The following is a 22422-nucleotide window of genomic DNA, read 5'->3' as shown; positions in this document are numbered from 1 at the left end:
TCCCGCAGTTGAAGCGACGGTAGCGCGCCATGTTTGCGCCGTCTTCGGGCACCGGGCGTACGCGGCCGAAGCGGGCGTACGCCCCGTTACGCCGCCGCGTCGAAGCCGGTCTGGCGGGCCAGCTTCTTCAGTTCGAGCAGCGCGTGCTTCTCGATCTGGCGGATGCGCTCGCGGGTCAGGCCGTGCTCCTTGCCCACCTCGGTCAGCGTGCGCTCCCGGCCGTCCTCGATGCCGTACCGCATCTTGATGATGGAGGCCGTGCGCTGGTCGAGGCGGCCGATCAGGTCGTCCAGTTCCTCGCTGCGCAGGAGGGTGAGCACCGACTGCTCGGGGGAGACCGCGGAGGTGTCCTCCAGGAGGTCACCGAACTGCGTCTCGCCCTCGTCGTCCACCGGCATGTTGAGCGAGACCGGGTCCCGGGACCAGTCGAGCACGTCGGTCACGCGCTCCGGCGTCGAGTCCAGTTCGCCGGCGATCTCCGCGGGCTCCGGGTCGCGCCCGTGCTCACGGTTGAACTCCCGCTGGACGCGCCGGATGCGGCCCAGCTCCTCCACCAGGTGGACGGGGAGCCGGATCGTCCGGGACTGGTCGGCGATGGAGCGGGTGATGGCCTGACGGATCCACCAGGTGGCGTACGTCGAGAACTTGAAGCCCTTGCGGTAGTCGAACTTCTCGACGGCACGCACCAGACCGGCGTTGCCCTCCTGGATCAGGTCGAGGAGCGGCAGGCCGCTGCGCGGGTAGCGCCGGGCCACCGCCACGACCAGGCGGAGATTGGAGCGGATGAAGACGTCCTTGGCCCGCTCGCCCGCGGCGACCAGGGCCTCCAGTTCGTCACGGCTGGCGTCCGTCTCGCTGTCCTCGAAGCCGTCGAGGACCTGCCGCGCGAACACACCCGCTTCGATGGTCTGGGACAGCTCGACCTCCTTGGCGGCGTCGAGCAGCGGCGTACGCGCGATCTCGTCGAGGTACATGCCGACCAGGTCGCGGTCGGCGATCTCGCCGCCATGGGCGCGAACACTGCTTGCCGAGTCGACCGTCTCGCCGGTGGCGGACTGACGACGGGCGACGGCACGGGTTGCCATGCGTGCTCCCTTGCGTGGTGGGCTGGCGGGTGGTCCTATCGGACGCTCAGCACTCCCGGGACTGTCTCTGGACTCTCCTGGAGTGCCCTGCATCCGTGGGAAACAACGACTGGAATCCGGACAGAATTCCCAACCCGCTCCCCTATTTTTCTGATCATGCAGTACCCTGTCCGCCACACGGGGAGGCGTGATGTCGACCGAGCGCACAGAGGCGCAGGTCAGGCCGGGAGTCGAGGAGGATCTCGAAGCCCTCACGGCCCTCTACAACCACTACGTGCGCAAGACGGCGATCACCTTCGACACGGCTGTCTTCACTGCGGAGGAGCGCCGTCCTTGGCTGCTCTCCCACCCGGAAGACGGCCCATACCGCCTGATGGTTGCCACGGAGACGCACTCTCAGGAAATTCTGGGCTACGCCACATCCAGCCCTTACCGGCCGAAGCCCGCATACGCGACATCCGTGGAGATATCGGTCTACGTCGCTCCCGATGCCGGCGGCCGCGGGATCGGCACCCTGCTCTACGACGCTCTCTTCCGGATCCTGGCCGACGAGGACGTGCACCGCGCCTACGCCGGCATCGCCCGGCCCAACCGCGCCTCCGAGCACCTGCACACCCGTTTCGGCTTCCGGCACGTCGGCACCCACCGGGAGGTCGGGCGCAAGTTCGGCCGCTACTGGGACGTGGCCTGGTACGAGAAGGATCTGTAGGCCGGCACGGGACACGGATCTGTAGGCCGGCGCGGGAAACGGATCTGCAGGGCCGGAGCGGGAGAAGGGTCCGCAGGCCGGTGCGAGCGCGGGATCCACGGGCCGGAGCGGGAGAAGGGTCCGCAGGCCGGTGCGAGCGCGGGATCCACGGGCCGGAGCAGGATGAGGACCGGCGGTCAGCCGAACTGCACCGACCGCTTCGCCATCCCCATCCAGAACCCGTCGATCACCGACTTCTGCGCATCCAGCTCGCCGCCCGCCTCGGCCGCGCCCATGGTGACGAAGAGCGGCGCGAAGTGTTCGGTGCGCGGGTGGGCGTAACGGCCGGCCGGGGCCTTGTCGAGGAAGTCCAGCAGGGCGTCCCAGTCGCGCGCCTCCAGCGCGCCCCGGCCCCAGTCGTCGAACTCGGACGACCAGCTCGGCACTCCGCGGCCCGTGTACCGCAGAGCGGCCAGGTTGTGCGTGAAGAAGCCGGAGCCGACGATCAGCACGCCCTCGTCGCGCAGCGGGGCGAGCTTGCGGCCGATGTCCATCAGACGTCGGGGGTCGAGGGTGGGCAGGGAGATCTGCAGGACGGGGATGTCGGCGGCGGGGAACATCTCGACCAGGGGGACGTAGGCGCCGTGGTCGAGCCCGCGGTCGGGGATGTCCTGGACGGGGACGCCGGGGGCGCGCAGCAGCTTGCGGACGGACTCGGCGAGCCCGGGAGCGCCGGGGGCCGCGTACCGGACCCGGTAGTAGTGCTCGGGGAAGCCCCAGAAGTCGTAGACGAGGGGGACGGTCCGGGTGGCGCCGAGGGCGAGCGGGGCCTCCTCCCAGTGGGCGGAGACCATCAGGATCGCCTTGGGGCGCGGCAGATCCGCGGACCAGGCGGCGAGCTGGCCGGGCCAGATCGGGTCGTCGGCGAGCGGCGGGGCGCCATGGCCGAGATAGAGGGCGGGCATGCGCTCCTGGGTGGCGGACACGACGGCGGCTCCCAACGCTTCGAATGCTGCGGACACTTCGGGCCGGCTCCGGACAGTTCAGGCCGACCCCGGTTGGCTCCGGCCGGCTCCGGATCGTTCCGGACGCCTCCGAGCGACCTCGATGCTTTAACTCTCAAGCTCTACGGGACAGCGTACGCGTGACTTGTTCAAGTTTCAAGGAGATGCCCCGTACAGTGGGATGCATGAACACGGCAACGGACTCCGCGGACCGGCACCGCTGGCTCACCGACGAGGAACAGCGCGTCTGGCGCTCCTACCTGCACGCCACCACCCTGCTGGAGGACCACCTCGACCGGCAGCTGCAGCGCGACGCGGGCATGCCCCACATCTACTACGGCCTGCTCGTCGGCCTCGCCGAGGCACCCCGCCGCCGACTGCGGATGACGGAGCTGGCGATGCGGTCGAAGATCACCCGCTCCCGGCTGTCGCACGCGATCGCGCGTCTGGAGAAGAACGGCTGGGTCCGCCGCGAGGACTGCGCCTCCGACAAGCGCGGCCAGTTCGCGGTGCTCACCGACGAGGGCGCCGAGGTGCTGCGGCGCACCGCGCCCGGCCATGTGACCGCCGTACGGCAGGCGCTGTTCGAGCGGCTGACCCCGGAACAGCAGAAGGCCCTCGGCGAGATCATGGAGATCGTCGCCGAGGGCCTCCAGCCCAACGAAGCGGGTGCCGACCTGCCCTGGCTGCGCTAGAGCAGAGTCGGCCCCGACCTGCCCCGGCCGTGTTGGAGCAGACCCCTCGTCCCTGCGCCCCGGCGTCCCGGCGGCGCACCGCCCAAGCGCCTCAGTGGCGCACCGCCCGGGCGCCTCAGTGGGCGACCACCGGCACCGGGACCTCGTCCTCGACGCCGTCACCGGACGCCACCGGAGTGCTGTCCTGACGGCCGGCGTTGACGAAGGTCACCACGATCACCGCGGCGAGCACCAGCATGCCGACGGCGAACCAGATGGCGTTGGTGTAGCCGTGCACCTGGCCCTCCAGCTTGACCAGTTGCTGCTGCGACTTGGAGGTCGCGGTGGCGATGTGGTCCTTGATGTACGCGGTCGTCGCGGAGGCGGCGATCGTGTTCAGCAGGGCGGTGCCGATCGCGCCGCCCACCTGCTGGGAGGTGTTGACCATCGCGGAGGCGACACCGGCGTCCCGGGGCTCGACGCCCAGGGTGGCCAGGGACATGGCCGGCATGAACGCCGTACCCATGCCGAGACCGAGCAGCAGCATCGCCGGCAGGATGGTCGCGGCGTACGACGAGCCGATCTCCAGCTGCGTCATCAGGAGCATGCCGACCGAGGCGACCAGGAAGCCGGGGCCCATCAGCAGCCGGGCCGGGACCCGGGTCATCAGACGGGTGCCGATCTGGGTCGAGCCGACCATCATGCCGAAGATCATCGGCAGGAAGGCGAAACCGGTGTTGATCGGCGAGTAGCCCTTCACGACCTGCAGGTAGTAGGTCAGGAAGAGGAAGGTGCCGAACATCGCGATGATCGCGATGCCGAGGGAGAGGTAGATGCCGCCGCGGTTGCGGTCGGTGACCACGCGCAGGGGCAGCAGCGGCGCCTTGACCCGGGTCTCGGTGAAGACGAAGGCCACCAGGAGGACCGCCGACGCGACGAACAGGGAGACGGTCACCGTGTCGCCCCAGCCGTCGGACTCGGCGCGGGTGAAGCCGTAGACCAGCGAGACCAGGCCGAGGGTGGACAGGACGACACCGGGGATGTCGAGCGGGGAGCGGTTGCGGCCGCCCTCCGGCTCGCGGATGACGAAGTAGGCACCGAGGGCCGCGACGATCGCGAACGGGATGTTCACGAAGAACGTCCAGCGCCAGTCCAGGTACTCGGTCAGCACGCCGCCGAGGATGAAGCCGACGGCGCCGCCGCCACCGGCGATCGCGCCGTAGATGCCGAACGCCTTGGCACGCTCCTTGGCGTCCGTGAACATCACGGCGAGCAGGGAGAGCGCGGCGGGCGCGAGCATGGCGCCGAAGACGCCCTGCAGCGCGCGGGCGCCGAACATCATGGCGCCGCTCGTGGCGGCGCCGCCGAGCGCGGAGGCCCCGGCGAAGCCGGTCAGGCCGATGACGAAGGCGCGCTTGCGACCCCACAGGTCGGCGATCCGGCCGCCGAAGAGCAGCAGACCGCCGAAGGCGAGGGCGTAGGCCGTGACGACCCACTGCCGGTTGCCGTCGGATATGCCGAGGTCCGTCTGGGCGGAGGGCAGGGCGATGTTCACGATGGTGGCGTCGAGGACGACCATCAGCTGGGCGAGCGCGATGAAGATGAGCGCTTTCCAGCGGTTGGCGTCACCGCTTGACGCGGCGGCGAGGGGAGCCTTGACGGCTGTTTCGGACATGGGGGTACCCACTTCGGGACTTCGTGACGGAAAAAGAGCAGGTCGTAACGGTCGTTGGGCGGCGTGCGTGTCATGTGGACCGATGCGCCGCACGGAACTCATCGGTCGGCGTGCCGCACGGAAGTGATCGGCCTGTGCGCCGTACGGGCCGACCGGTCGATGTGCCGTACGGAACTGATCGGTCGGTGTCGCACGGAACTGAACGGTCGATGTGTCGTACGGAACTGATCGGTCGCGGTCGAGTCGGTCGGGATCGTGGTCGAGGTCACGATCGCGCCCACGCCCTCGCCGAGGTGGTGACGACGATGCCGGGCGTGATCGAGGCGGGCGTGATCGAGGAGGCGGTCAGTTCTGACGCAGCTCCTGCAGGGTGATGGCCGTACCGGGCAGGGCGGAGCGGGCCGGGGCCCGCAGTCCGTCCAGGAAGAGCTGCAGATGACGGTGGACGAAGCGGTCGCTCAACAGGCAGTCCGTACCGGCCGGGGGCCGGCTGAGCTGGGCCACGACGACCAGCAGGTCGCCGACTCCCACATCGGCCCGGAGCTGCCCTGCCGCCTTTGCGCGGCTCATGATCTCTTCGACGAGTCGCTCGATCCGTCCCCGGGACGCTTCCAGGTCGGGGTGGTGCTGGTCGAAGGTGCTGGAGACCATCGGGCACAGCGCGCTGATCCGCTCGTCGGCGGCGGCATGCGTGAAGTGCTCCAGAGCGGCGAACGCGTCCCCGGTCTCCGCGAGGGCCTTCTCGGCCGCCTCGGCCGTCCGGTTCATCACGGAGCAGACGACCTCGCGGACGAGGGCGTCACGGTCGGGGAAGTTGCGGTACACCGTGGCGTTGCCGACACCGGCCCGGCGGGCGATCTCGTCGAGCGGCACATCGGGGCCGTGCTCGACGAACATCTCCCGGGCGGCGGTGACGATCCGCTCCCGGTTGCGCAGGGCGTCGGCGCGGGGCCTGGCCACCTTGCGCATGGGGGTCGCGGTCTGCACGGCGTACTCCTTCGGTCGATCGGTCGTGGAGAGTGTGGAGAGTGATGACGATGGTGAGGGCGATCCGGGGAAGCAGTCCCCGTTTCACTCGGACACAGGTCTAAACGGGGAGAGGCTCCCCGGTTATTTCCCCCCGCGGGAAAGAATTCCTGTGACCTGGGCCACACATCCCGTCGGCGGCCCGATCGTCCCTCCCCCGCGCAGCTCAAACCGGTCCCACCGCGTCTTTCACACCTGCTCGCGCCCGATTCCCACGATCGGTCTCGCCCAGCGCGCGCCCCGCGCCCCGCCGACACAGGGTGAGCGCAAGGGGGCAGCCGGACACCGGGGCGGCGTCGCCGCCGACGGCGGCTGCCGTGGAGCGGAAGGTCCGTGCATGCAGCCGCAGAAGCCCCGCCGCCGCATACGCCCGCGCCGCACACGCCCGTGCCGCACCCGCGGGTGCCGTATGCGTCCCTGTCGTATACGTCCCTGCCGCATATGCCGGCGCCGTGTGGCCGCCCTGGCCGCGGTGACTCTCCTGACCCTCGCGGTCAGCACCTCGGCCGGGACCGGACATCTGACGGCGCCCACCACCGCCGGGCCCATCGGCCTGGGCCACTCCGCCGCCCTCCAGCCCTGCATGCTCCACGGCGGCGTGGACGTACAGATGACGGAGGGAGTGCCCACCCCGACCGGCTACTCCCGCTCCACCGGTACGGTCCACGCCCTGACCCTGATGATCGACTTCTCCGACGCGCCCGGAAAGGGCAGCGCGCTCGCCCGCTTCCACGAATTCTTCCCGCAGACCCAGGAGTGGTTCCGCAGAGCGTCGTACGGCCGTCTCGACTACCGCCCCGAGACCCCCATCACCACCTGGCTGCGCATGCCGAAACCGTTCAAGGCGTACGGCATAGAGCGCGGCGCCCCTTTCGACCCCGGCTACCGGCAGCTGGTGCAGGACATCGTGGCCGCCGCCGATCCGGACGTGGACTTCCGCTCGTACGACCTGCTGAACGTGCTGATCACCCCGAACGCAGGCCCCTCCGCCCTGGACACCGTGCTGTCCGTGACCTTCGCGGGCAACTCCGACGCCCCGGTCGCCGACGGGGTCCCCGTCGCCAACGCGTCCTTCGTCTACTCCCGCCAGGACGACGGCTCCGGCTCCTACGCCCGCACCGGCTACCGGGTGCTGCCGCACGAGAACGGCCACACCTTCGGGCTGCCCGACCTCTACACCCAGGAAGGCGGGGGCTCCGTCGGGCACTGGGACATCATGAGCGAGGACTGGGGGGCCAACAACGACCTGCTCGGCTGGCACAAGTGGAAGCTGGGCTGGCTGGACGGCTCCCAGGTCGGTTGCGCGGCGGCCAAGGGGAGCGCCGAGTTCACGCTGACGCCGCTGTACAAGGAGGGCGGCGGAAAGCTGATCCTCGTGCCGGTCGACGCTCGCACCTCGTACGCGATGGAGCTGCGTACACAAGGAGGCAACGACGAGGCGGTGTGCAAGCCGGGCATCCTCATCTACAAGGTCGACGCCACGGTGGACACCGGCCGCGGCCCGGTCTCGGTCTTCGACGCCCACCGGGGCAGCGGCGGCTGCACCCGCAGCCCCAACGTCCACACGGAACTCTCCGACGCCCCCTTCGGCCCCGGCGAGACCTTCAAGGACCCCCGTCACGGGATCACGGTCGAGGTGGTGGGGAGAGGCCGCGACGGGGAGTACAAGGTGCGCGTGACCCGGCGATAGGGGGGAGACCGCGGAGCTGGGGGTGGGGGCGGCAGATCGGGGGCAGACCGGGGGGTGGGTGGCAGCAGGGCCGGGGGGGCGACAACGGCAGGTCGAGGGGGGCAGCAAGTCGGGGGGTGGCAGCAGGTCAAGGGGGCGGGTAAATGGGTGGTGGGTCGGGGGAGGCAACGAGGGACGGGGCCGAAGAGCGAGAAGGCAGCGGCAGGCCGGTCCGAAGGCCGAGGCAGGTAGCGGGAGACCGGTCCGAAGGCCGAGACAGGTAGCGGGAGACCGGTCCGAAGGCCGAGACAGGTAGCGGGAGACCGGTCCGAGAGCCATGACAGGTAGCGGGAGACCGGTCCGAGAGCCATGACAGGCAGCAGGAGGCAGAGCCGACGTCCGGGGCAAGCAGCGTGAGCCAGGACCGCGAGCCGGGGCAGGCAGCGGGAGACGGGGCTGAAGGCCGGGGCCGGGCGGGTTTACCGTAGGCCTGCCCGAACGCCGTACCGGAGAGCCGATGCCCGCGAAGACCGCACCGCACGACGTGGCCGGTGGGCCGCCGGCCGAGGCGGTCACGCCGCTGATCCGCGGGATCGCCGTACTGCGAAGGCTGACCGAGGCGGACGGCACGCTGAGCCCCGGCGCGCTGGAGCGGGCCACCGGGCTCGCCCGCTCCACGGTCGACCGGATCACCGCGACCCTCGCCCGCATGGGATACGTCCGCCTCGACGGCCGGGACGTCGTCCTCACTCCCGGCGTGATGCGGCTCGGCAACGCCTACCTGGCCGCCCTGCGCCTGCCCGCGCTGCTGGCCGCGCGGGCCGACGCGCTCGCCGACGAACTGGACGAGTCCGTGTCGCTCGCGGTCGCCGACCTGGACGGCGTCCGCTTCATCCATCAGGCCACGCGCCGCCGCGCGATGTCCGTGAGCTTCCGCATCGGCGACCTGCTCCCGGCCGAACGCACCGCGCCCGGCCCGCTGTTCGCGGCCGAGTGGACCGAGGCCGACCGGCAGCGATGGCGGTCCCGGCGGGCTAAGGACCCCGAGGACACCTCCTTCCCCGCCGTACCGCCCCGCGCCGCGGCCGCCGCGGACGACTTCGAGGAGCGGGTGGAGCGGGCCCGGCGGGACGGCTGGGCGCTGGACGACCAGCTGATCGAACCGGGGCTGGTCGCGGTGTCCGCACCGGTGCGGGAACCGGGCACCGGCCGCACGGCCTGTGTGGCGAGCGTGGTGAGCCACACCAGCAGGCATTCGGCGGCCGACCTGCACGCCGCGCTGCTGCCCCGGCTGCGTACGGCGGTGGCGGCGATGGAGGCCGACCTGCGCGAGGCGGCACCGCCGCAGCCCGGCCCGCCGCCCTCGGGGCTGGCGACCTGGACGACGGCGTCCAAGCACGAGCTGGGCCGGGAGTTCATCGAGTCCCTGGCCCGGGGCCTGACCGTACTGACCGCGTTCGGCGAGGGGCGCTCGGCGCTGACCCTGGCCGAGGTGGCCCGGGCGACCGGCCTCGCCCGGGCGACGGCACGCCGGGCGCTGATCACCTACGAACACCTGGGGCTGGTGGCCCCCACCGCCGACCGCACCTTCACGCTGACCCCCCGCGTCCTGGGCCTGGGCTTCCCTCCCCTGTCCCGCACCACGCTGCCCCGCCTCGCCGGGCCCCACCTGAGGGCCCTCGCCGACCAGGTGCACGAGCCGACGGCGCTGGCGGTCCTGGCGCCGGGCACCGCAGCAGCCGCGGACACGGAGATCCAGTACACGGCCGGGGCCGGCGCGGGCCGCGTCCTGACCGTGGACATCGCGGTGGGCGCACGGCTGCCCGCGGCCTCGACGTCCCTGGGCCGCGTGCTCCTCGCGGATGCCTCCGGTCCCCTGCCGCCCGCTCTCGCCGAGGTCCGCGCGCAGGGCTATGCCCTGGTCGATCAGGAGCTGGAGTCGGGGCTGCGATCGATCGCCGTGCCGGTACGGGACCGGGCGGGCCGCGTCGTCGCGGCCCTCAACGTGGCCACCCACCCGGCCCGCCGCACCCTCGAGGACTGCGTCCACGACCTGCTCCCCGCCCTGCGCACCACCGCCGACCACCTCCAGACGGACCTGCACACGGCATCCCGCTTCACCCGCGTCCCGCCGACCTGAACCCCGCACCCGCCCCGGCACCCCCGGACTTTCACGCACCCGGCACCTGATCCGGTACCCTGTGGACCGAGTGCCAGGCCTTCGTAGCTCAGGGGATAGAGCACCGCTCTCCTAAAGCGGGTGTCGCAGGTTCGAATCCTGCCGGGGGCACCATGTAGTTCGTTGCCGACCTGGGATTTCTCCCCAGGGAGGCGCTCTCTTCGGCCTCGGGCTTCTTGTCCGGGGCCGTTTTGGGTGACCAGCGGTGTACTGCCGGCTCTGTGACGGGCGGGTCTGCGCAGGTCCAGAGTTCAGCCTCTCCTAGAGGGAGGCCAGCGATCACGACGTCGTGGGCTCACCAGTGGGATGCCGGCCGGCGGAGAGGGTGCGTGAAGGAGATCGGCGTGCCGGACGGGTGGTGGACAGTACGCTGAATCCAGCGGGATCGGGCCCGCTGCACAGTGTCCGGGAGGTGCTTCATGACGGCCGAGATGGTGGCCCCGGCGTGGATGCATGAGCAGATCACGGCGGAGGAGTACGAGTCCTGGTCCGAGGAGCAGTGCGCCGGTATCGAGATCGTGGACGGGATGGTCGTCGTGAGTCCGAGCGCGTCCAAACGGCACAACCGGCTGGCCCGGATTCTGGCGAACAACCTGGACGCCGCCGCGGGCCCGGAATGGAATGCCGACACGGACTTCGACGTCCGGCTTCAGGACCTCCCGCTCACCAATCGACGCCCGGACGTCGTCGTGTACCGCGCAGACACGATCGACATCACCCCCACCCGCCCCGAGCACGTGTTGCTGGTCGCGGAGGTGGTGTCGCCGGGCTCGGAGACCACCGACCGGATCGTGAAGGTCGACCAGTACGCCAAGGCAGGCATCGGCTTCTACTGGCGGATCGAGCAGGCCGCGACGGGCGTCCCGCTCGTGTACACCTACGTTCTCGACCCCGCAACGAAGACCTACAGGGACGGAGACGTGTTCACCGGCGTCGTCAAGGCAGCAGCCCCCTTCCCGGTGGAGATCGACCTCGGCCAGGTCTGACCTACTCACTGCTCGGCAGTCGGCAGCGCGTGTGAGCGATACATGAGCGGACGGCCCGCTACAGGGCAGCATGAGCCGGAGCAAGTGCATTCCGTACGATGCTGACCTTGGGAAACAGCACCGCGCGGCAGCACCCGGCAAGGATTCCATCCAACGCCTGAACGGGTGTCGCGGGTTCGAACCCTGCCCGGGCCACAGTCTGGAGCAGGGCTACGACCCCGGAACTCCCAGGTCAGAGAGGGGCCGGGGCACGAGTGCCGACCTACTGAGCATCGCCTGAACGATCAGGGGATAACCGCAGGTCACTCCAGACGCGAACACCCCCGTACGCCATCCGAGGTGCTGTTGGTTGAATCGGGCCTTGCGCGACGTCGGCCTCCAACCGGGTTCGGGTCGGGAAGCAAGGCCGCCGCGCACCCGGCCTTCGACACCTCATCCTCTCTGGGCTGTGACGTCGGTGATCTCCACGGATACATTCGTGCCCGCCGAAGCAGTGCTGATCATGGACGGCGTGTAGTTCAGGCTCGTCCGGTCCGACAGTTCAGCTGTCTCGATGACCGGGCCGGACTCGTCGCCGTGGATCTCGTAAGTGATCTCGTAGACGGCGTCCGGGTCGATACTCTCACTGTCCCCCAGGTAGGTGAGGGTCGGCTCGACTGTCACATTGCAGCCAGCCGTCCCGAAGCACTGCCGCTTCGTGGTTCTCAGCTCGATGGTGAAGCTGTCGGCGGTCACCTCGTCGTACGACGGCGTGGGGGTCGGTGACTCCGTGGCGGCCGCCTCCGTAGCGCCGCCCGTCGGATTGGCGGCTGCGGCCTGCTTGCTGCCGTGGCCGGAGTGCACTACGACCATGCCGGTGCCGACGACCGCCACGATGACGGCGGCGGCTGAAGCCGCGATGACCAGGCTGGCGCGGGACTTCTTCACCGGTGGTGTCGGGCTGTACGACGGCATCGGCGGTGTGGCGGCGTCGGTCATGGTTCCCCCAGAGGCAGTTGTTCGGTTCGAGGATGGGCAGCCGGGAATCCGGACCGCTCTTACTGCCAGCCACCGGTGAAGTCGCCGCTGAGCTGGGCGTCGCAGATGTTGTAGCCGCCCGACGCGTGCCCGGACTTCGTTTGCCCGTCCACGGTCACGCTGCAGTTGATGTCCCCCGAACCCTGCAGTTGGGCGTTCAGCGTGTAATACATCGCCCCCTTCTTGAGGGGCAGGGTGGCCTCGAACTTGCCGTTCTTGAACACGCCCTTGCGGGTGTCGCTGTCAGAGCCGTAGTTGATGTCGAGACCGCCGAGCGCTCCGGCCGGGGCGGTCCCCCAGACTTTGAAGACGACGGTCTTCGGGGCGCCGGACCCCTTGCTGTCTCCCGTGGCATCGGCGGCCGTCTTGTTGCCGGTCGTGGTGGTGGACGTGGACTTCGAGACGCTGCTGCCGGAGTCGTTCGAGCCGCTGCCGCTGACGGCAGCGGCAGCGATGCCAAGGACGACAGCCACGCCGACGAGGCCGAGACAGCCGAAACCGATGACCTTCCCTGCGCCAGGTCCCTTTTTCGGCGGCTGCGGCTGGAACGGCGGCTGCCCGTACGGCTGCTGGCCGTGAGCGGCCTGGCCGAAGGGATGCTGCGGGCCGGCCCATCCGGGAGGCTGCGGCGGCTGGTTACTCATGGGTCCCCCTGAGGTGTCCGCTGTCGAGAGCAAGATGTGTGACATGTGAAGGTGGCGGCCGGTTGCCGCTTACCTGCGGGATTCACCCCATCGTGTAAGCCCGCCAGGCGGGTACGGCCGGCTGCCACGCAACGAAGGCCCTGACTGGGCGTATTACCGCCAAGGGATGGGATGCGGGTGGTGCGGGCGAGGGGCGGCGGCCGGTGAGGTGGCGCTACAGGCCGGTCTTGACGAGGCTGTGGTAGCGGGATCCGCCCAGGCCGAACGCACGGACTGCTTGGGAGATGGTGCCCTCGACGCCGGCACGGTGTCCGTAGCGGCGGCGCCAGTGGTCGGTGAGCTTGATCCGCTTCGGCGGACGCTTGAGATCAGGGTTTCTGCCTCGAAGGGGTGTCCATCATGGAGAGCCTGGGGAAGGAGAAGCCTCGGCCTCGCCAACAGTCCTCGACGAAACGGATTCAGCACACATGGGGATGGGAAACCCCGAGAACACGCGAGAACCACGGAGGGGTGTTTTCCCAGGCCAGACACACCACTTCAGACGATTCCGCAGGTCACGGCCCCGCCCAAAGAAAACTCCTAAAGCGGGTGTCGCAGGTTCGAATCCTGCCGGGGGCACAGCGAGAAGGGCCAGCTCGGGAGGGTTTCCTCCTGAGCTGGCCCTGCGTCGTGTTCGGGGGCGTGCCAGACGCGTGTCACTAATGCCACGCGGATGCCACGTCTCCTGGGCGGGAGCCTCTTCCCCGCCCTTCCAGATCATGTCGCCGAGACGCGGTGGCGTGTGGCAGCGGTAGGTTGAGGACCTTCGGCCAGGCTGGCGAAGCCGCCCTGGACCGATGACTGGCGGACAACACGCGAGTGTGCCTGGTCGAGCAGTTGGAACCGTGAGCCATGGAGTCACAGCTCGTCTCTCGACTTGGCCTTCCGCCGGACCTCGACCAGAACCGCCACAACGCTTTCCGCTTTCCATAGCCGCCTGAAGAAGCTACGGGCCCGCTGTGGTTACCGATCAACGGTCAGGCTGTCGGCCAAGCCATCAGCGATCACCCGACGAGGGAGTCCCGCGATCTCGCGATCAGAAGGAGGCGGTGAATCCCACCTGGTGGTACTGGCCGACGGTGTCCAGGACCTCGTCCTTGACCGCGCCGAACTGAGCCACGAGGCCCGAGCTGCTGATCGCCGTGGGGCCGGCGGTGATACCGACCTGCGGGCTCAGGCCACCGGAGACGGTGTCGAGCTCGGCGTCGGAGATTTCAAGGGTCTGAACCTGGGGAGCGGAGTTCATCATGAAACTGCCCTTCGTATGGATGTTCCACAAGGGGGAGCGGCAAAGCCGGGGACAGATGGTCGGCCGCGACCGCAGCCCGCGCCATCTCTTTCCGGACACCTTGGCGCGATCCCTGCGACGCGAAGGATCAAATCACGGAGCATGCCCGGCATCCAGTCGGTCGTTGCTCCCAGCAGGGCAGTTGAAACGGTCGGCCACTCATCCGTGCAGGGATGCACACGAATAGAGGGCAGCCTCTCTACATGTAGCGCTGCACATCGAAACCGGCAGCTGTTGTCACGTCTGCTCCGACCCGGACAACTCTGCATCAACCGAACTCACCTGTGCGGCAATTGCGCCTTCGCTGTGTAGATCCAGTTGCAGATTCAGTCATGTACGCATCCGCGCGCCCTTCGGCGTGAGGTTCCCCGCCTGCCGCGCTGGTCGGGCCGGGCCCCGGCCGAGCGAAAACTCCATGACGAGATCCCCGAGCCGACCGAGGCCCTCACCGGCGTTTCCGCGAGCAGCACGCGTTCCTGGTCCGTCTTGCGTCTCGACCATCGGGCCGTCGTGATGCCGAGGTGTTCACGGAAGGCCGGGCGCTACCTACCGTCGGTGCGGTGGGCGGCGATGGCACGGTCCAGGGTGTCCGGTCTGCAGCACACGAGATCAGCGACCGTTTGGCCGTCGTCGCGGGGTGATCCGCCGTGCAGGCGGATCACCGTCCTGGCGATTCCTCGCCGAAGGCAGCCCCAGCCAGAACGGATTCAGCACACATGAGGCCGGGAATCCCTGTGAACACGCGAGAACCACCGATGGTGTTTCCCCAGCCCAGGCAGCATGCAGTCGGCGTTTCCGCAGGCCACGGCCCGGCCCCAGCCAAAGGAAACTCCTAAAGCGGGTGTCGCAGGTTCGAATCCTGCCGGGGGCACCATGCCTGAACAGGCACGATGTACCAGAAGGGCCTTTCGGAAGTGATCTCCGAGGGGCTTTTTGGCCTTGCATGGGAACGAATGGGAACGCGCCGTCGGGCAAAATCCTCCCTGGGCGCTGAGCGTCTCCGCCGGTTTCGCCTCAGCCTTCACCCAGTCGGCGCAGGGGGTGGAAGCCTCCGGCCCCGAGATCCGGGCTGGCACGGCCGCACCGTCAGCAGCCGCGTTCGGCCGCGTTCCTGGTACGCCGGGACTCTCACTCAGCCGTGAACGAGGGCTCCCGCCTGACCAACACCGATCTCCCGAAGAGGCGCCCGCCCAATCCCCCCCCCCCCCCCCCCGGTTCCGCGCGACGGACCTGCCCTCCGGCCGCGTAGAGCAGACGACGGATTCACCCACGGAGGGGACTGCACAGTGACAGCGCGTGCACTCAAGGGGGCACTGAGGGGTGCCAGGGGTACGGCGATCGCGGCGGCGGCGATGGCCGTGCTGACCGCGTCGCAGGCGCCGAAGGCGGTCTCGGCCCAGGCCGCGGAGCCCGCGCGGAGGGCGGCACCCGCCGAGCACGGCCTCGGCGTGTCCGGCGACACCCCGTACCGCACCGGCCTTCCCCCGCTGCGGACCCGGAAGAACGGCTCGGCACAGGGAGTGACGGTCGGCGGCGCCCTGCCCGCGAGCGTGTTCGCCGCGTACCGGCGTGCCGAGGAGGAGCTGGCGCGCAGCGCGCCACGCTGCCGGCTGCGCTGGCAGCTGCTGGCCGCGATCGGCCAGGTGGAGTCCGGGCAGGGACGGGGCGGCCGGGTGACCCGGGACGGTACGACCGTGACGCCCATCCTCGGCCCGCGGCTGACCGGCGGCGCCTTCGCCGTCGTGGAGGACACCGACGGCGGCGCGTACGACGGAGACGCGGTGTACGACCGCGCGGTCGGCCCGATGCAGTTCATCCCGTCCACCTGGGCCCGCTGGGGAGCGGACGGCAACGGCGACGGACGGACGGACCCGAACAACGTCTACGACGCGGCGCTCGCCGCCGGCCGCTATCTGTGCGCGGGCGGCCGGGACCTGTCGAACCCCGCCGACCTGGACCGGGCGATCCTGGGCTACAACCACTCGGACGCCTATCTGCGCACCGTCGAGGCGTGGTACGCGTACTACCTGACCGGACACCGCGTGGTGCCGGACGCGTCCGACGGATCCCGTTCGGACCGGCCGAAGCCGTCCCGCCCGAAGAGGCCGAAGCCCTCGTCGCCGAAGCCGTCGGACGACCGGAAGCCGGGCCCTGGTCCTTCGCGCACGTCGTCGAGGCCGCCCACCTCACCCTCCCCCAGCCCGTCCCCCAAGGCCGGCGTCCCGAAGGAGTCCGGGACGCCGCTGGTTCCCGTCCCCGAACCGACCCTCACGCTGCCCAGCAGCGGTGTGCTGCCCGACGCGGGTCCGCTGACCACCGGCAACGGCTGGAACACGATGGCCGTCTCCCCCTCCACAACTGCCACTACCCGGCGGTAATGTCGCCACCCGCTGGAAGCACAGGACCGGCGGGTGAGTGCGAAGGGGCCCTCATGGCGACGGACATGCCTGCGGACACAGCGGCCTCCGACGAGCGTTGGCAGCGCATGTGGAGCCATCGCGAGCAGCTGCTCAAGGTGGCCCGGCGGCGATCCATGAGCCAGGAGGACGCCGAGGACGCCGTTCACGAGGCGATGCTGCGGGCCGCGGAGCGCCCGGAGCTCGATGACGAGCGGCTCGGCGCCTGGCTGACGACGGTGACGATGCGGCTGTGCGTCGACCGGCACCGGCAGGTCAACCGCGAGGCCGAGGTGGGCAGCCGCCCCACACTCGTCGCGCCGGGCCCGGTACCCGTCGAGGAGGCGGTGTGCGACCGGGCCGAGGCGAAGTGGCTCGCCGTGCGCAGCGGTGAGCTGCCCGCCCGGCAGGCGGAGGCGCTTCGGCTGAGGTCGGAGGACCTGGACGTGAGCCAGGTCGCGGTGCGGATGGGGCTCAGCTACCGGACCGTCGAGTCGCTGCTCGCCCGGGCCCGGCGGACGCTGCGCGCCTCGCTGGCCGGGACGCTCGGGCTGGTGCTGTTCCTGGTCGGGCGCGGGCGGCTGCGCGGGGGCGGCAATGCCCAGGCGGTCGTGACCACCTCGACGGCGGTGACGCTGGCGGTGGCGGGGTTCGCGCTGCCGTACGTGCTCGACGCGGGCGGACACGGGAACGGTCCGACGCCGCGGCCGGCCGTGTCCAGCGACGCGCAGGTCCTGGGCAGCGAGGCCACGGGCCGGGGGCGCGCCCCCGGAATGCCCACTCCCTCGCCCCCGGCGCCCGGGGCCTGGGGCCGGACGCCCTCACCCACCGGGAGAACGTCCCTGTCGGTGCCCGTGCCGTCCCTGCCGGACGTGTCCGCGTCCCCGCTGCCGGGGCTGTCGGCGCCGCAGATCCCGCAGGTGCCCGAGGTGCCGAAGGTGCCGGGCCTGCCGACGAGGTCGGCCGCCTCGTCGGTCCCGTCGCTTCCCCCGGCCCCGGCCCTGCCGGCCGCTCCACTCTCCGTCCCCGCCCCGAGGACGCCTTCGCGCACGCCATCACCGATGCTGCCGTAGCGCCCGTACACGCGTCCGTAAAAAATTCTTCGTCCGCAGCGACGGACGCCCCTCCCCTCCCCGTAGAGCAGATGTCGGAGCTGCTCCACAGGCGAAGGGTGGAACCGGATGGGTGTCGAGATCTGTGTGGAAGGGCTCACCAAGTCCTTCGGCCACCAGGTCATCTGGCAGGACGTCTCGCTGACGCTGCCCGCCGGGGAGGTCTCGGTGATGCTCGGCCCCTCGGGGACGGGCAAGTCGGTGTTCCTCAAGACGCTCGTGGGGCTGCTGAAGCCGGAGCGGGGCTCGGTGAAGGTCGCGGGCCGGGACATCACCCGCCTGCGCGAGCACGACCTGTACGAGGTGCGGAAGCTGTTCGGTGTGCTGTTCCAGGACGGCGCGCTGTTCGGCTCGATGAACCTTTACGACAACATCGCCTTCCCGCTGCGCGAGCACACCCGCAGGTCCGAGAGCGAGATCAAGCGGATCGTCCTCGAAAAGATGGACATGGTCGGGCTGATCGGCGCCGAGGGGAAACTGCCCGGCGAGATCTCCGGCGGTATGCGCAAGCGGGCCGGACTCGCCCGTGCCCTGGTCCTCGACCCGGAGATCATCCTCTTCGACGAGCCGGACTCGGGCCTGGACCCGGTCCGCGTGGCCTACCTCAATCAGCTCATCGTCGACCTCAACGCACAGATCGACGCGACCTTCCTGATCGTCACCCACGACATCGCCTCGGCCCGTCAGGTCCCGGACAACATCGGGCTGCTGTTCCGGCGCGAGCTGGTGATGTTCGGGCCCCGCGAGGAGCTGCTGGCCAGTGACGAGCCCGTCGTGCGGCAGTTCCTGAACGGCCGGATGCAGGGGCCGATCGGCATGGCGGAGGAGAAGGACGCGGCCCAGGTCGAGCAGGAGCTGGCCCAGATCAACGAGGGCGGCGCGGCCGAGGCGCTGACTCCCCGCCTGCTCCCCGGCCCCGGCATCACCCGCCCGCCCCGCTGGGAGGCGATCGCCAGACGCGAGGCACAGCTGCACGGGACGGGGGTGGCGGGCGCATGAGGCTCTCCCCGACGGGTGCGCTCCGGCACTCGGGCAACCTCTTCGCGATGGCACTGGACGTCGTCCGGTCCCTCCCCCGACGGCCCTTCCAAGCGAGGGAGTTCATCCAGCAGGCGTGGTTCGTCGCGAGCGTCACGATCCTGCCGACAGCTCTGGTCTCGATCCCCTTCGGGGCGGTCATCGCGCTGCAGATCGGCAGCCTGACCCGGCAGCTGGGCGCGCAGTCCTTCTCCGGTGCCGCGTCCGTGCTCGCCGTGCTACGGGAGGCCTCGCCGATCGTCACGGCGCTGCTGATCGCGGGCGCGGGCGGCACGGCTATCTGCGCGGACCTCGGGGCGCGCAAGATCCGGGACGAGATCGACGCGATGCAGGTGCTCGGCATCGACCCGATCCACCGGCTCGTCGTACCGCGGGTTCTGGCATCGATGGTCGTGGCCGTGCTGCTCAACGGCCTGGTCTCGGTGGTCGGTGTCGCGGGCGGCTACTTCTTCAACGTCGTCCTCCAACACGGCACGCCGGGCGCCTACCTGGCGTCCTTCACCACCCTCGCCCAGCTGTCCGACCTATGGGCGGCCGAGCTGAAGGCGCTGGTGTTCGGGGCGATCGCCGCGATCGTCGCCTCCTACAAGGGGCTGACCGCGCAGGGCGGCCCGAAGGGCGTGGGCGACGCGGTCAACCAGTCGGTGGTGATCACCTTCATGTTGCTGTTCGTGACCAACTTCGTGATGACCGCGGTGTACTTCCAGGTCGTCCCGCAGAGGGGTTAGCCCATGCGACTTCTCAGCCGTCCACTGGACTTTCTCGAAGAGCTCGGATCCCAGCTCTCCTTCTACGGGCGCTCACTGGCCTGGACGGGCCGCACGGTCCGCCGCTACAAGAAGGAGATCCTGCGGCTGCTCGCCGAGGTCAGCTTCGGCCGAGGCGCCCTCGCCGTCGTCGGCGGCACGGTCGGCGTGATCGCCTTCCTCTCCTTCTTCACCGGAACCGAGGTCGGCCTCCAGGGCTACGCGGCCCTCAACCAGCTCGGCACCTCCAACTTCGTGGCGTTCCTGTCGGCGTACTTCAACACCCGGGAGATCGCCCCGCTGGTGGCCGGACTCGCCCTGTCCGCGACGGTCGGCGCCGGGTTCACCGCGCAGCTCGGTGCGATGCGGATCAGCGAGGAGACAGACGCGCTGGAGGTGATGGGCGTCCCCTCGCTGCCGTTCCTGGTGACGACGCGAATGATCGCCGGCTTCGTCGCGGTGATCCCGCTGTACGTGATCGGGCTCCTGTCCTCGTACCTCGCCGCCCGCACCATCACGACCGGTTACTACGGGCAGTCGACGGGCACGTACGACCACTACTTCCACCAGTACCTGCCACCGGTCGACGTCTTCTGGTCCTTCGGCAAGGTGATCGTCTTCGCCGTCCTGATCATCCTGGTGCACTGCTACTACGGCTACCACGCGAGCGGAGGCCCGGCGGGCGTCGGCGTCGCGGTCGGCCGTGCGGTGCGGACCTCGATCGTCGCCATCAACGTCCTGGACTTCTTCCTGAGCCTCGCGATCTGGGGCGCCAACACGACCGTACGGATCGCGGGGTGAGGCCGATGAGAGCACTGAGACTCAGGTGGTACGGCGTCGCGTTCATCGCCGTGCTGGCGCTGCTGCTGTCGCTCGCCGTGGCCGTCTACGAGCAGGCGTTCACGTCGGTCGTGCGCATCACGCTGCAGGCCGACACGCTCGGCAACCAGCTCGAGCCGCGCGCCGACGTCAAGCTGCGCGGGCTGTTGGTCGGCGAGGTTCGGGGGGTGCACGCGGACGGGACGAAGGCCACGCTCGACATCGCGCTCGAGCCGGAGTACGTCGCGGACATCCCCTCGGACGTGCACGCGCGGCTGCTGCCCAAGACACTCTTCGGCGAGAAGTACGTCGATCTCGTGCCGCCCGCCAGGTCGACGGCCCGGCCCATCCGCGCCGGGGACGTCATCACACAGGACCGCACCACGGTCGGCATCGAGGTACAGCAGCTGATGAACGACCTGCTGCCGCTGCTGCGGACGGTCCAGCCGGGCGAACTCAACGCCACGCTCTCGGCGTTCGCCACCGCTCTGGAGGGCCGCGGCGACCGGATCGGCGACAACCTCGTCCGGGTCGAGGGCTATCTACGCCGCCTCAACCCGCACATGCCCTCCCTCAAGGAGGACATCACGCGGCTCGCGGACGTCGCCGAGGTGTACGGCGACGCCGCGCCCGACCTGATGCGGATCCTGCGCAACACGGTCACCACCAGCCGAACGATCGTCGAGAAGAGGGACCGGTTGGCCTCGGCTCTGCGCGCGACCGCCTCCGTGGCGGCCACGGCGAACGACTTCCTGTCCGAGAACGGCGACCGGCTGATCACCCTGGGCCGGGTCGCCCGCCCCACGCTGGAGCTGTTCGCCCGCTACTCCCCCGAGTACCCGTGCCTGTTCCAGGGCCTGGTCCGGCAGGAGAAGGCGTCGGAGGACGCGTTCCGGGGCGGCGAGATGCGGATCACCCTCGAGGTCGTCCGGCCGCAGGGGGAGTACCGGCCCGGTGAGGAGCCGGTGTACGGCGAGCGGTCCGGTCCGAACTGCCGCGGCCTGCCGCATCCGCAGGTGCCCGGGCCGAAGCCCCATCTCGACGACGGTACGTCGGCCGGAGGTTCCGGCGGCGCACCCCCCGGAGGTGTCGACGTGTCCGCCACCCGGGCCGAGCAGCGGGCCGTCGACTCGCTCGTGGCCCCCGTCATGGGCGTCCCCGCGGACCAGGTGCCCCCCGTGGCGACCCTGCTGTTCGGGCCGCTCGCGCGCGGAACGGCGGTGAGTGTCGTATGAGCAGGTCAGGAGCCCGGCAGACCGCCGCCCCGCTGGTCAAGTTCAGCCTCTTCGCGCTGGTCACGATCGCGGCGACGGCGCTGCTCGCCGCCACCATCGTCAACGTCTCCTTCACCCCCAAGGACACCTATCACGCGGTGTTCACCGACGTCACCGGGCTGGAGAACGGCGACGACATTCGGGTGGCCGGAGTGCGGGTAGGAGAGGTCGACGGCATCCGGATCAAGGACCGGACCCTGGCGGAGGTCACGTTCACCGTCAGCGCGGACCGGCCGCTGCTCGCCGGGACCCACGCGGTGGTCCGCTACCGCAACCTGGTCGGGCAGCGGTACATCGCGCTCACCGAGGGCACAGGCGACGTCACCGCCCGGCTGCGGCCGGGCGGCACCATCCCGCTGTCCCGGACCCGGCCGGCGCTGGACCTCAACGCCCTGCTGAACGGCTTCAAGCCGCTGTTCGCCGCGCTCAGCCCGAGCGACGTCAACCAGCTCGCCACCGAGATCGTCCAGACCCTCCAGGGAGAGGGCGGCACGGTGAACAGCCTGCTCGCGCACACTGCCTCGCTCACCAGCACCCTCGCCGACCGCGACAAGCTGATCGGATCGGTGATCGACAACCTCGACGCCGTCCTGGAGACGCTCGACAAGCGCGGCTCCCGCTTCTCCGGGCTGCTCACTCAGCTGCGCCGGGTGGTCTCAGGGCTGTCCGCCGACCGGGGGCCCATCGGGCAGTCACTGGTGAGCATCGGCGACCTCACGGACGCCACGTCGGGGCTGCTGAAGGACGCGCGTCCCCCGCTGAAGGACGACATCGCCGGGCTCGGCGACGTCGTCGGAACGCTGAACAAGAACGAGAACACCGTGGAGGGCGTCCTGAAGCGGCTGCCGAACAAGCTCGAGAAGCTGACGGGGACCGCCTCGTACGGCTCATGGTTCAACTTCTACCTCTGCGACTTCGACGGCCGGATCGTGCTGCCGAAGACCAAGCAGGTGATCACACCGGAGCTGCACGTGGCGCGGGCGAGGTGTGGTGGATGAGCATGCGCATCAGGCGGCGCAATGTCCGCCGCCCCGAGCCGCTGGTGAGGGTACGCGTCCTGCCG

General features: G+C 70.1%; 19 protein-coding genes and 1 tRNA gene. 13 read left to right on the top strand and 7 right to left on the bottom strand.

Features of this window, described 5'->3' with window-relative positions:
- Positions 1-86: 86 nt before the first annotated feature.
- Positions 87-1085, bottom strand: coding sequence for a sigma-70 family RNA polymerase sigma factor (locus tag ACFZCP_RS05645; RefSeq protein WP_391424305.1), 999 nt, complete (start codon positions 1083-1085; stop codon positions 87-89).
- Positions 1086-1275: 190 nt separating this feature from the next.
- On the opposite strand from ACFZCP_RS05645, the gene ACFZCP_RS05640 reads away from it, so the two are divergent.
- Positions 1276-1794 carry a GNAT family N-acetyltransferase gene (locus ACFZCP_RS05640; protein WP_391424303.1) on the top strand — a complete coding sequence of 173 codons (519 nt, stop codon included), beginning with the start codon at positions 1276-1278 and terminating at the stop codon, positions 1792-1794.
- 176 nt (positions 1795-1970) lie between these two features.
- Here the strand turns inward: ACFZCP_RS05640 and ACFZCP_RS05635 are convergent, their stop codons facing one another.
- Positions 1971-2759, bottom strand: coding sequence for a dioxygenase (locus ACFZCP_RS05635; RefSeq protein ID WP_391424301.1), 789 nt, complete (start codon positions 2757-2759; stop codon positions 1971-1973).
- Between the two features lie 203 nt (positions 2760-2962).
- Here ACFZCP_RS05635 and ACFZCP_RS05630 point away from each other — a divergent pair, with 203 nt between their 5' ends.
- On the top strand, positions 2963-3472 hold the full coding sequence (locus ACFZCP_RS05630; RefSeq protein ID WP_391424299.1) for a MarR family transcriptional regulator: 510 nt from the start codon (positions 2963-2965) through the stop codon (positions 3470-3472).
- 115 nt (positions 3473-3587) lie between these two features.
- Here ACFZCP_RS05630 and ACFZCP_RS05625 read toward each other — a convergent pair whose 3' ends face one another.
- A complete protein-coding gene (locus tag ACFZCP_RS05625; RefSeq protein ID WP_391424297.1) occupies positions 3588-5126 on the bottom strand; it encodes a DHA2 family efflux MFS transporter permease subunit in 1539 nt (512 codons plus the stop codon).
- Between the two features lie 345 nt (positions 5127-5471).
- A complete protein-coding gene (locus ACFZCP_RS05620; RefSeq protein ID WP_391424295.1) occupies positions 5472-6113 on the bottom strand; it encodes a TetR family transcriptional regulator in 642 nt (213 codons plus the stop codon).
- A 448-nt stretch (positions 6114-6561) separates the two neighbouring features.
- On the opposite strand from ACFZCP_RS05620, the gene ACFZCP_RS05615 reads away from it, so the two are divergent.
- The 4 genes from ACFZCP_RS05615 (at position 6562) to ACFZCP_RS05600 (ending at position 10986) form a co-directional block, all read left to right on the top strand.
- Positions 6562-7842, top strand: a complete 1281-nt coding sequence (locus ACFZCP_RS05615) for a M6 family metalloprotease domain-containing protein (protein WP_391424293.1) — start codon at positions 6562-6564, stop codon at positions 7840-7842.
- Positions 7843-8338: 496 nt separating this feature from the next.
- Positions 8339-9961, top strand: a complete 1623-nt coding sequence (locus ACFZCP_RS05610) for an IclR family transcriptional regulator C-terminal domain-containing protein (protein WP_391424291.1) — start codon at positions 8339-8341, stop codon at positions 9959-9961.
- A 77-nt stretch (positions 9962-10038) separates the two neighbouring features.
- Positions 10039-10114 (top strand) — tRNA-Arg (locus ACFZCP_RS05605).
- Positions 10115-10419: 305 nt separating this feature from the next.
- Positions 10420-10986: a Uma2 family endonuclease gene (locus tag ACFZCP_RS05600; protein ID WP_391424289.1), complete on the top strand. Its 567-nt coding sequence runs from the start codon at positions 10420-10422 to the stop codon at positions 10984-10986.
- Between the two features lie 432 nt (positions 10987-11418).
- Here ACFZCP_RS05600 and ACFZCP_RS05595 read toward each other — a convergent pair whose 3' ends face one another.
- The 3 genes from ACFZCP_RS05595 to ACFZCP_RS05585 form a co-directional block, all read right to left on the bottom strand.
- Positions 11419-11964, bottom strand: coding sequence for a hypothetical protein (locus ACFZCP_RS05595; protein WP_391424287.1), 546 nt, complete (start codon positions 11962-11964; stop codon positions 11419-11421).
- 59 nt (positions 11965-12023) lie between these two features.
- Positions 12024-12647, bottom strand: coding sequence for a hypothetical protein (locus tag ACFZCP_RS05590; protein WP_391424286.1), 624 nt, complete (start codon positions 12645-12647; stop codon positions 12024-12026).
- 1075 nt (positions 12648-13722) lie between these two features.
- Positions 13723-13932, bottom strand: coding sequence for a hypothetical protein (locus ACFZCP_RS05585; protein ID WP_391424711.1), 210 nt, complete (start codon positions 13930-13932; stop codon positions 13723-13725).
- Between the two features lie 1394 nt (positions 13933-15326).
- Here ACFZCP_RS05585 and ACFZCP_RS05580 point away from each other — a divergent pair.
- The 7 genes from ACFZCP_RS05580 to ACFZCP_RS05550 all read left to right on the top strand — a co-directional run bounded on the left by ACFZCP_RS05580 (position 15327) and on the right by ACFZCP_RS05550 (position 22357).
- The gene (locus ACFZCP_RS05580; RefSeq protein ID WP_391424709.1) at positions 15327-16352 is read left to right on the top strand and encodes a lytic murein transglycosylase; all 1026 of its coding nucleotides are present in this window, start codon (positions 15327-15329) and stop codon (positions 16350-16352) included.
- 53 nt (positions 16353-16405) lie between these two features.
- A complete protein-coding gene (locus tag ACFZCP_RS05575; RefSeq protein ID WP_391424284.1) occupies positions 16406-17443 on the top strand; it encodes a sigma-70 family RNA polymerase sigma factor in 1038 nt (345 codons plus the stop codon).
- A gap of 108 nt (positions 17444-17551) precedes the next feature.
- Entirely contained in the window at positions 17552-18481 is a 930-nt protein-coding gene (locus ACFZCP_RS05570; protein WP_391424283.1) for an ATP-binding cassette domain-containing protein, read from the top strand.
- The gene (locus ACFZCP_RS05565; protein WP_362680938.1) at positions 18478-19248 is read left to right on the top strand and encodes an ABC transporter permease; all 771 of its coding nucleotides are present in this window, start codon (positions 18478-18480) and stop codon (positions 19246-19248) included. Before ACFZCP_RS05570 ends, ACFZCP_RS05565 begins: the two co-directional genes overlap by 4 nt.
- A 3-nt stretch (positions 19249-19251) precedes the next feature.
- The gene (locus ACFZCP_RS05560; RefSeq protein WP_362680941.1) at positions 19252-20067 is read left to right on the top strand and encodes an ABC transporter permease; all 816 of its coding nucleotides are present in this window, start codon (positions 19252-19254) and stop codon (positions 20065-20067) included.
- A 5-nt stretch (positions 20068-20072) separates the two neighbouring features.
- Entirely contained in the window at positions 20073-21320 is a 1248-nt protein-coding gene (locus tag ACFZCP_RS05555; RefSeq protein WP_391424281.1) for an MCE family protein, read from the top strand.
- Entirely contained in the window at positions 21317-22357 is a 1041-nt protein-coding gene (locus ACFZCP_RS05550; RefSeq protein WP_391424279.1) for an MCE family protein, read from the top strand. The genes ACFZCP_RS05555 and ACFZCP_RS05550 overlap by 4 nt, the downstream gene beginning before the upstream one ends.
- Positions 22358-22422: the final 65 nt, after the last annotated feature.

It is taken from the genome of Streptomyces sp. NPDC007971, assembly GCF_042958635.1.
Classification (GTDB): domain Bacteria; phylum Actinomycetota; class Actinomycetes; order Streptomycetales; family Streptomycetaceae; genus Streptomyces.
This window is presented reverse-complemented; position numbering and strand designations above follow the sequence as displayed.

Bases quoted from the DNA above. Each gene is read 5' to 3' on its own strand.
- ACFZCP_RS05645 (WP_391424305.1), bottom strand. From the start codon at position 1,085: ATGGCAACCCGTGCCGTCGCCCGTCGTCAGTCCGCCACCGGCGAGACG.
- ACFZCP_RS05640 (WP_391424303.1), top strand. From the start codon at position 1,276: ATGTCGACCGAGCGCACAGAGGCGCAGGTCAGGCCGGGAGTCGAGGAG.
- ACFZCP_RS05630 (WP_391424299.1), top strand. From the start codon at position 2,963: ATGAACACGGCAACGGACTCCGCGGACCGGCACCGCTGGCTCACCGAC.
- ACFZCP_RS05625 (WP_391424297.1), bottom strand. From the start codon at position 5,126: ATGTCCGAAACAGCCGTCAAGGCTCCCCTCGCCGCCGCGTCAAGCGGT.
- ACFZCP_RS05615 (WP_391424293.1), top strand. From the start codon at position 6,562: ATGCGTCCCTGTCGTATACGTCCCTGCCGCATATGCCGGCGCCGTGTG.
- ACFZCP_RS05610 (WP_391424291.1), top strand. From the start codon at position 8,339: ATGCCCGCGAAGACCGCACCGCACGACGTGGCCGGTGGGCCGCCGGCC.
- ACFZCP_RS05600 (WP_391424289.1), top strand. From the start codon at position 10,420: ATGACGGCCGAGATGGTGGCCCCGGCGTGGATGCATGAGCAGATCACG.
- ACFZCP_RS05595 (WP_391424287.1), bottom strand. From the start codon at position 11,964: ATGACCGACGCCGCCACACCGCCGATGCCGTCGTACAGCCCGACACCA.
- ACFZCP_RS05590 (WP_391424286.1), bottom strand. From the start codon at position 12,647: ATGAGTAACCAGCCGCCGCAGCCTCCCGGATGGGCCGGCCCGCAGCAT.
- ACFZCP_RS05585 (WP_391424711.1), bottom strand. From the start codon at position 13,932: ATGAACTCCGCTCCCCAGGTTCAGACCCTTGAAATCTCCGACGCCGAG.
- ACFZCP_RS05580 (WP_391424709.1), top strand. From the start codon at position 15,327: ATGGCCGTGCTGACCGCGTCGCAGGCGCCGAAGGCGGTCTCGGCCCAG.
- ACFZCP_RS05575 (WP_391424284.1), top strand. From the start codon at position 16,406: ATGGCGACGGACATGCCTGCGGACACAGCGGCCTCCGACGAGCGTTGG.
- ACFZCP_RS05570 (WP_391424283.1), top strand. From the start codon at position 17,552: ATGGGTGTCGAGATCTGTGTGGAAGGGCTCACCAAGTCCTTCGGCCAC.
- ACFZCP_RS05565 (WP_362680938.1), top strand. From the start codon at position 18,478: ATGAGGCTCTCCCCGACGGGTGCGCTCCGGCACTCGGGCAACCTCTTC.
- ACFZCP_RS05560 (WP_362680941.1), top strand. From the start codon at position 19,252: ATGCGACTTCTCAGCCGTCCACTGGACTTTCTCGAAGAGCTCGGATCC.
- ACFZCP_RS05555 (WP_391424281.1), top strand. From the start codon at position 20,073: ATGAGAGCACTGAGACTCAGGTGGTACGGCGTCGCGTTCATCGCCGTG.
- ACFZCP_RS05550 (WP_391424279.1), top strand. From the start codon at position 21,317: ATGAGCAGGTCAGGAGCCCGGCAGACCGCCGCCCCGCTGGTCAAGTTC.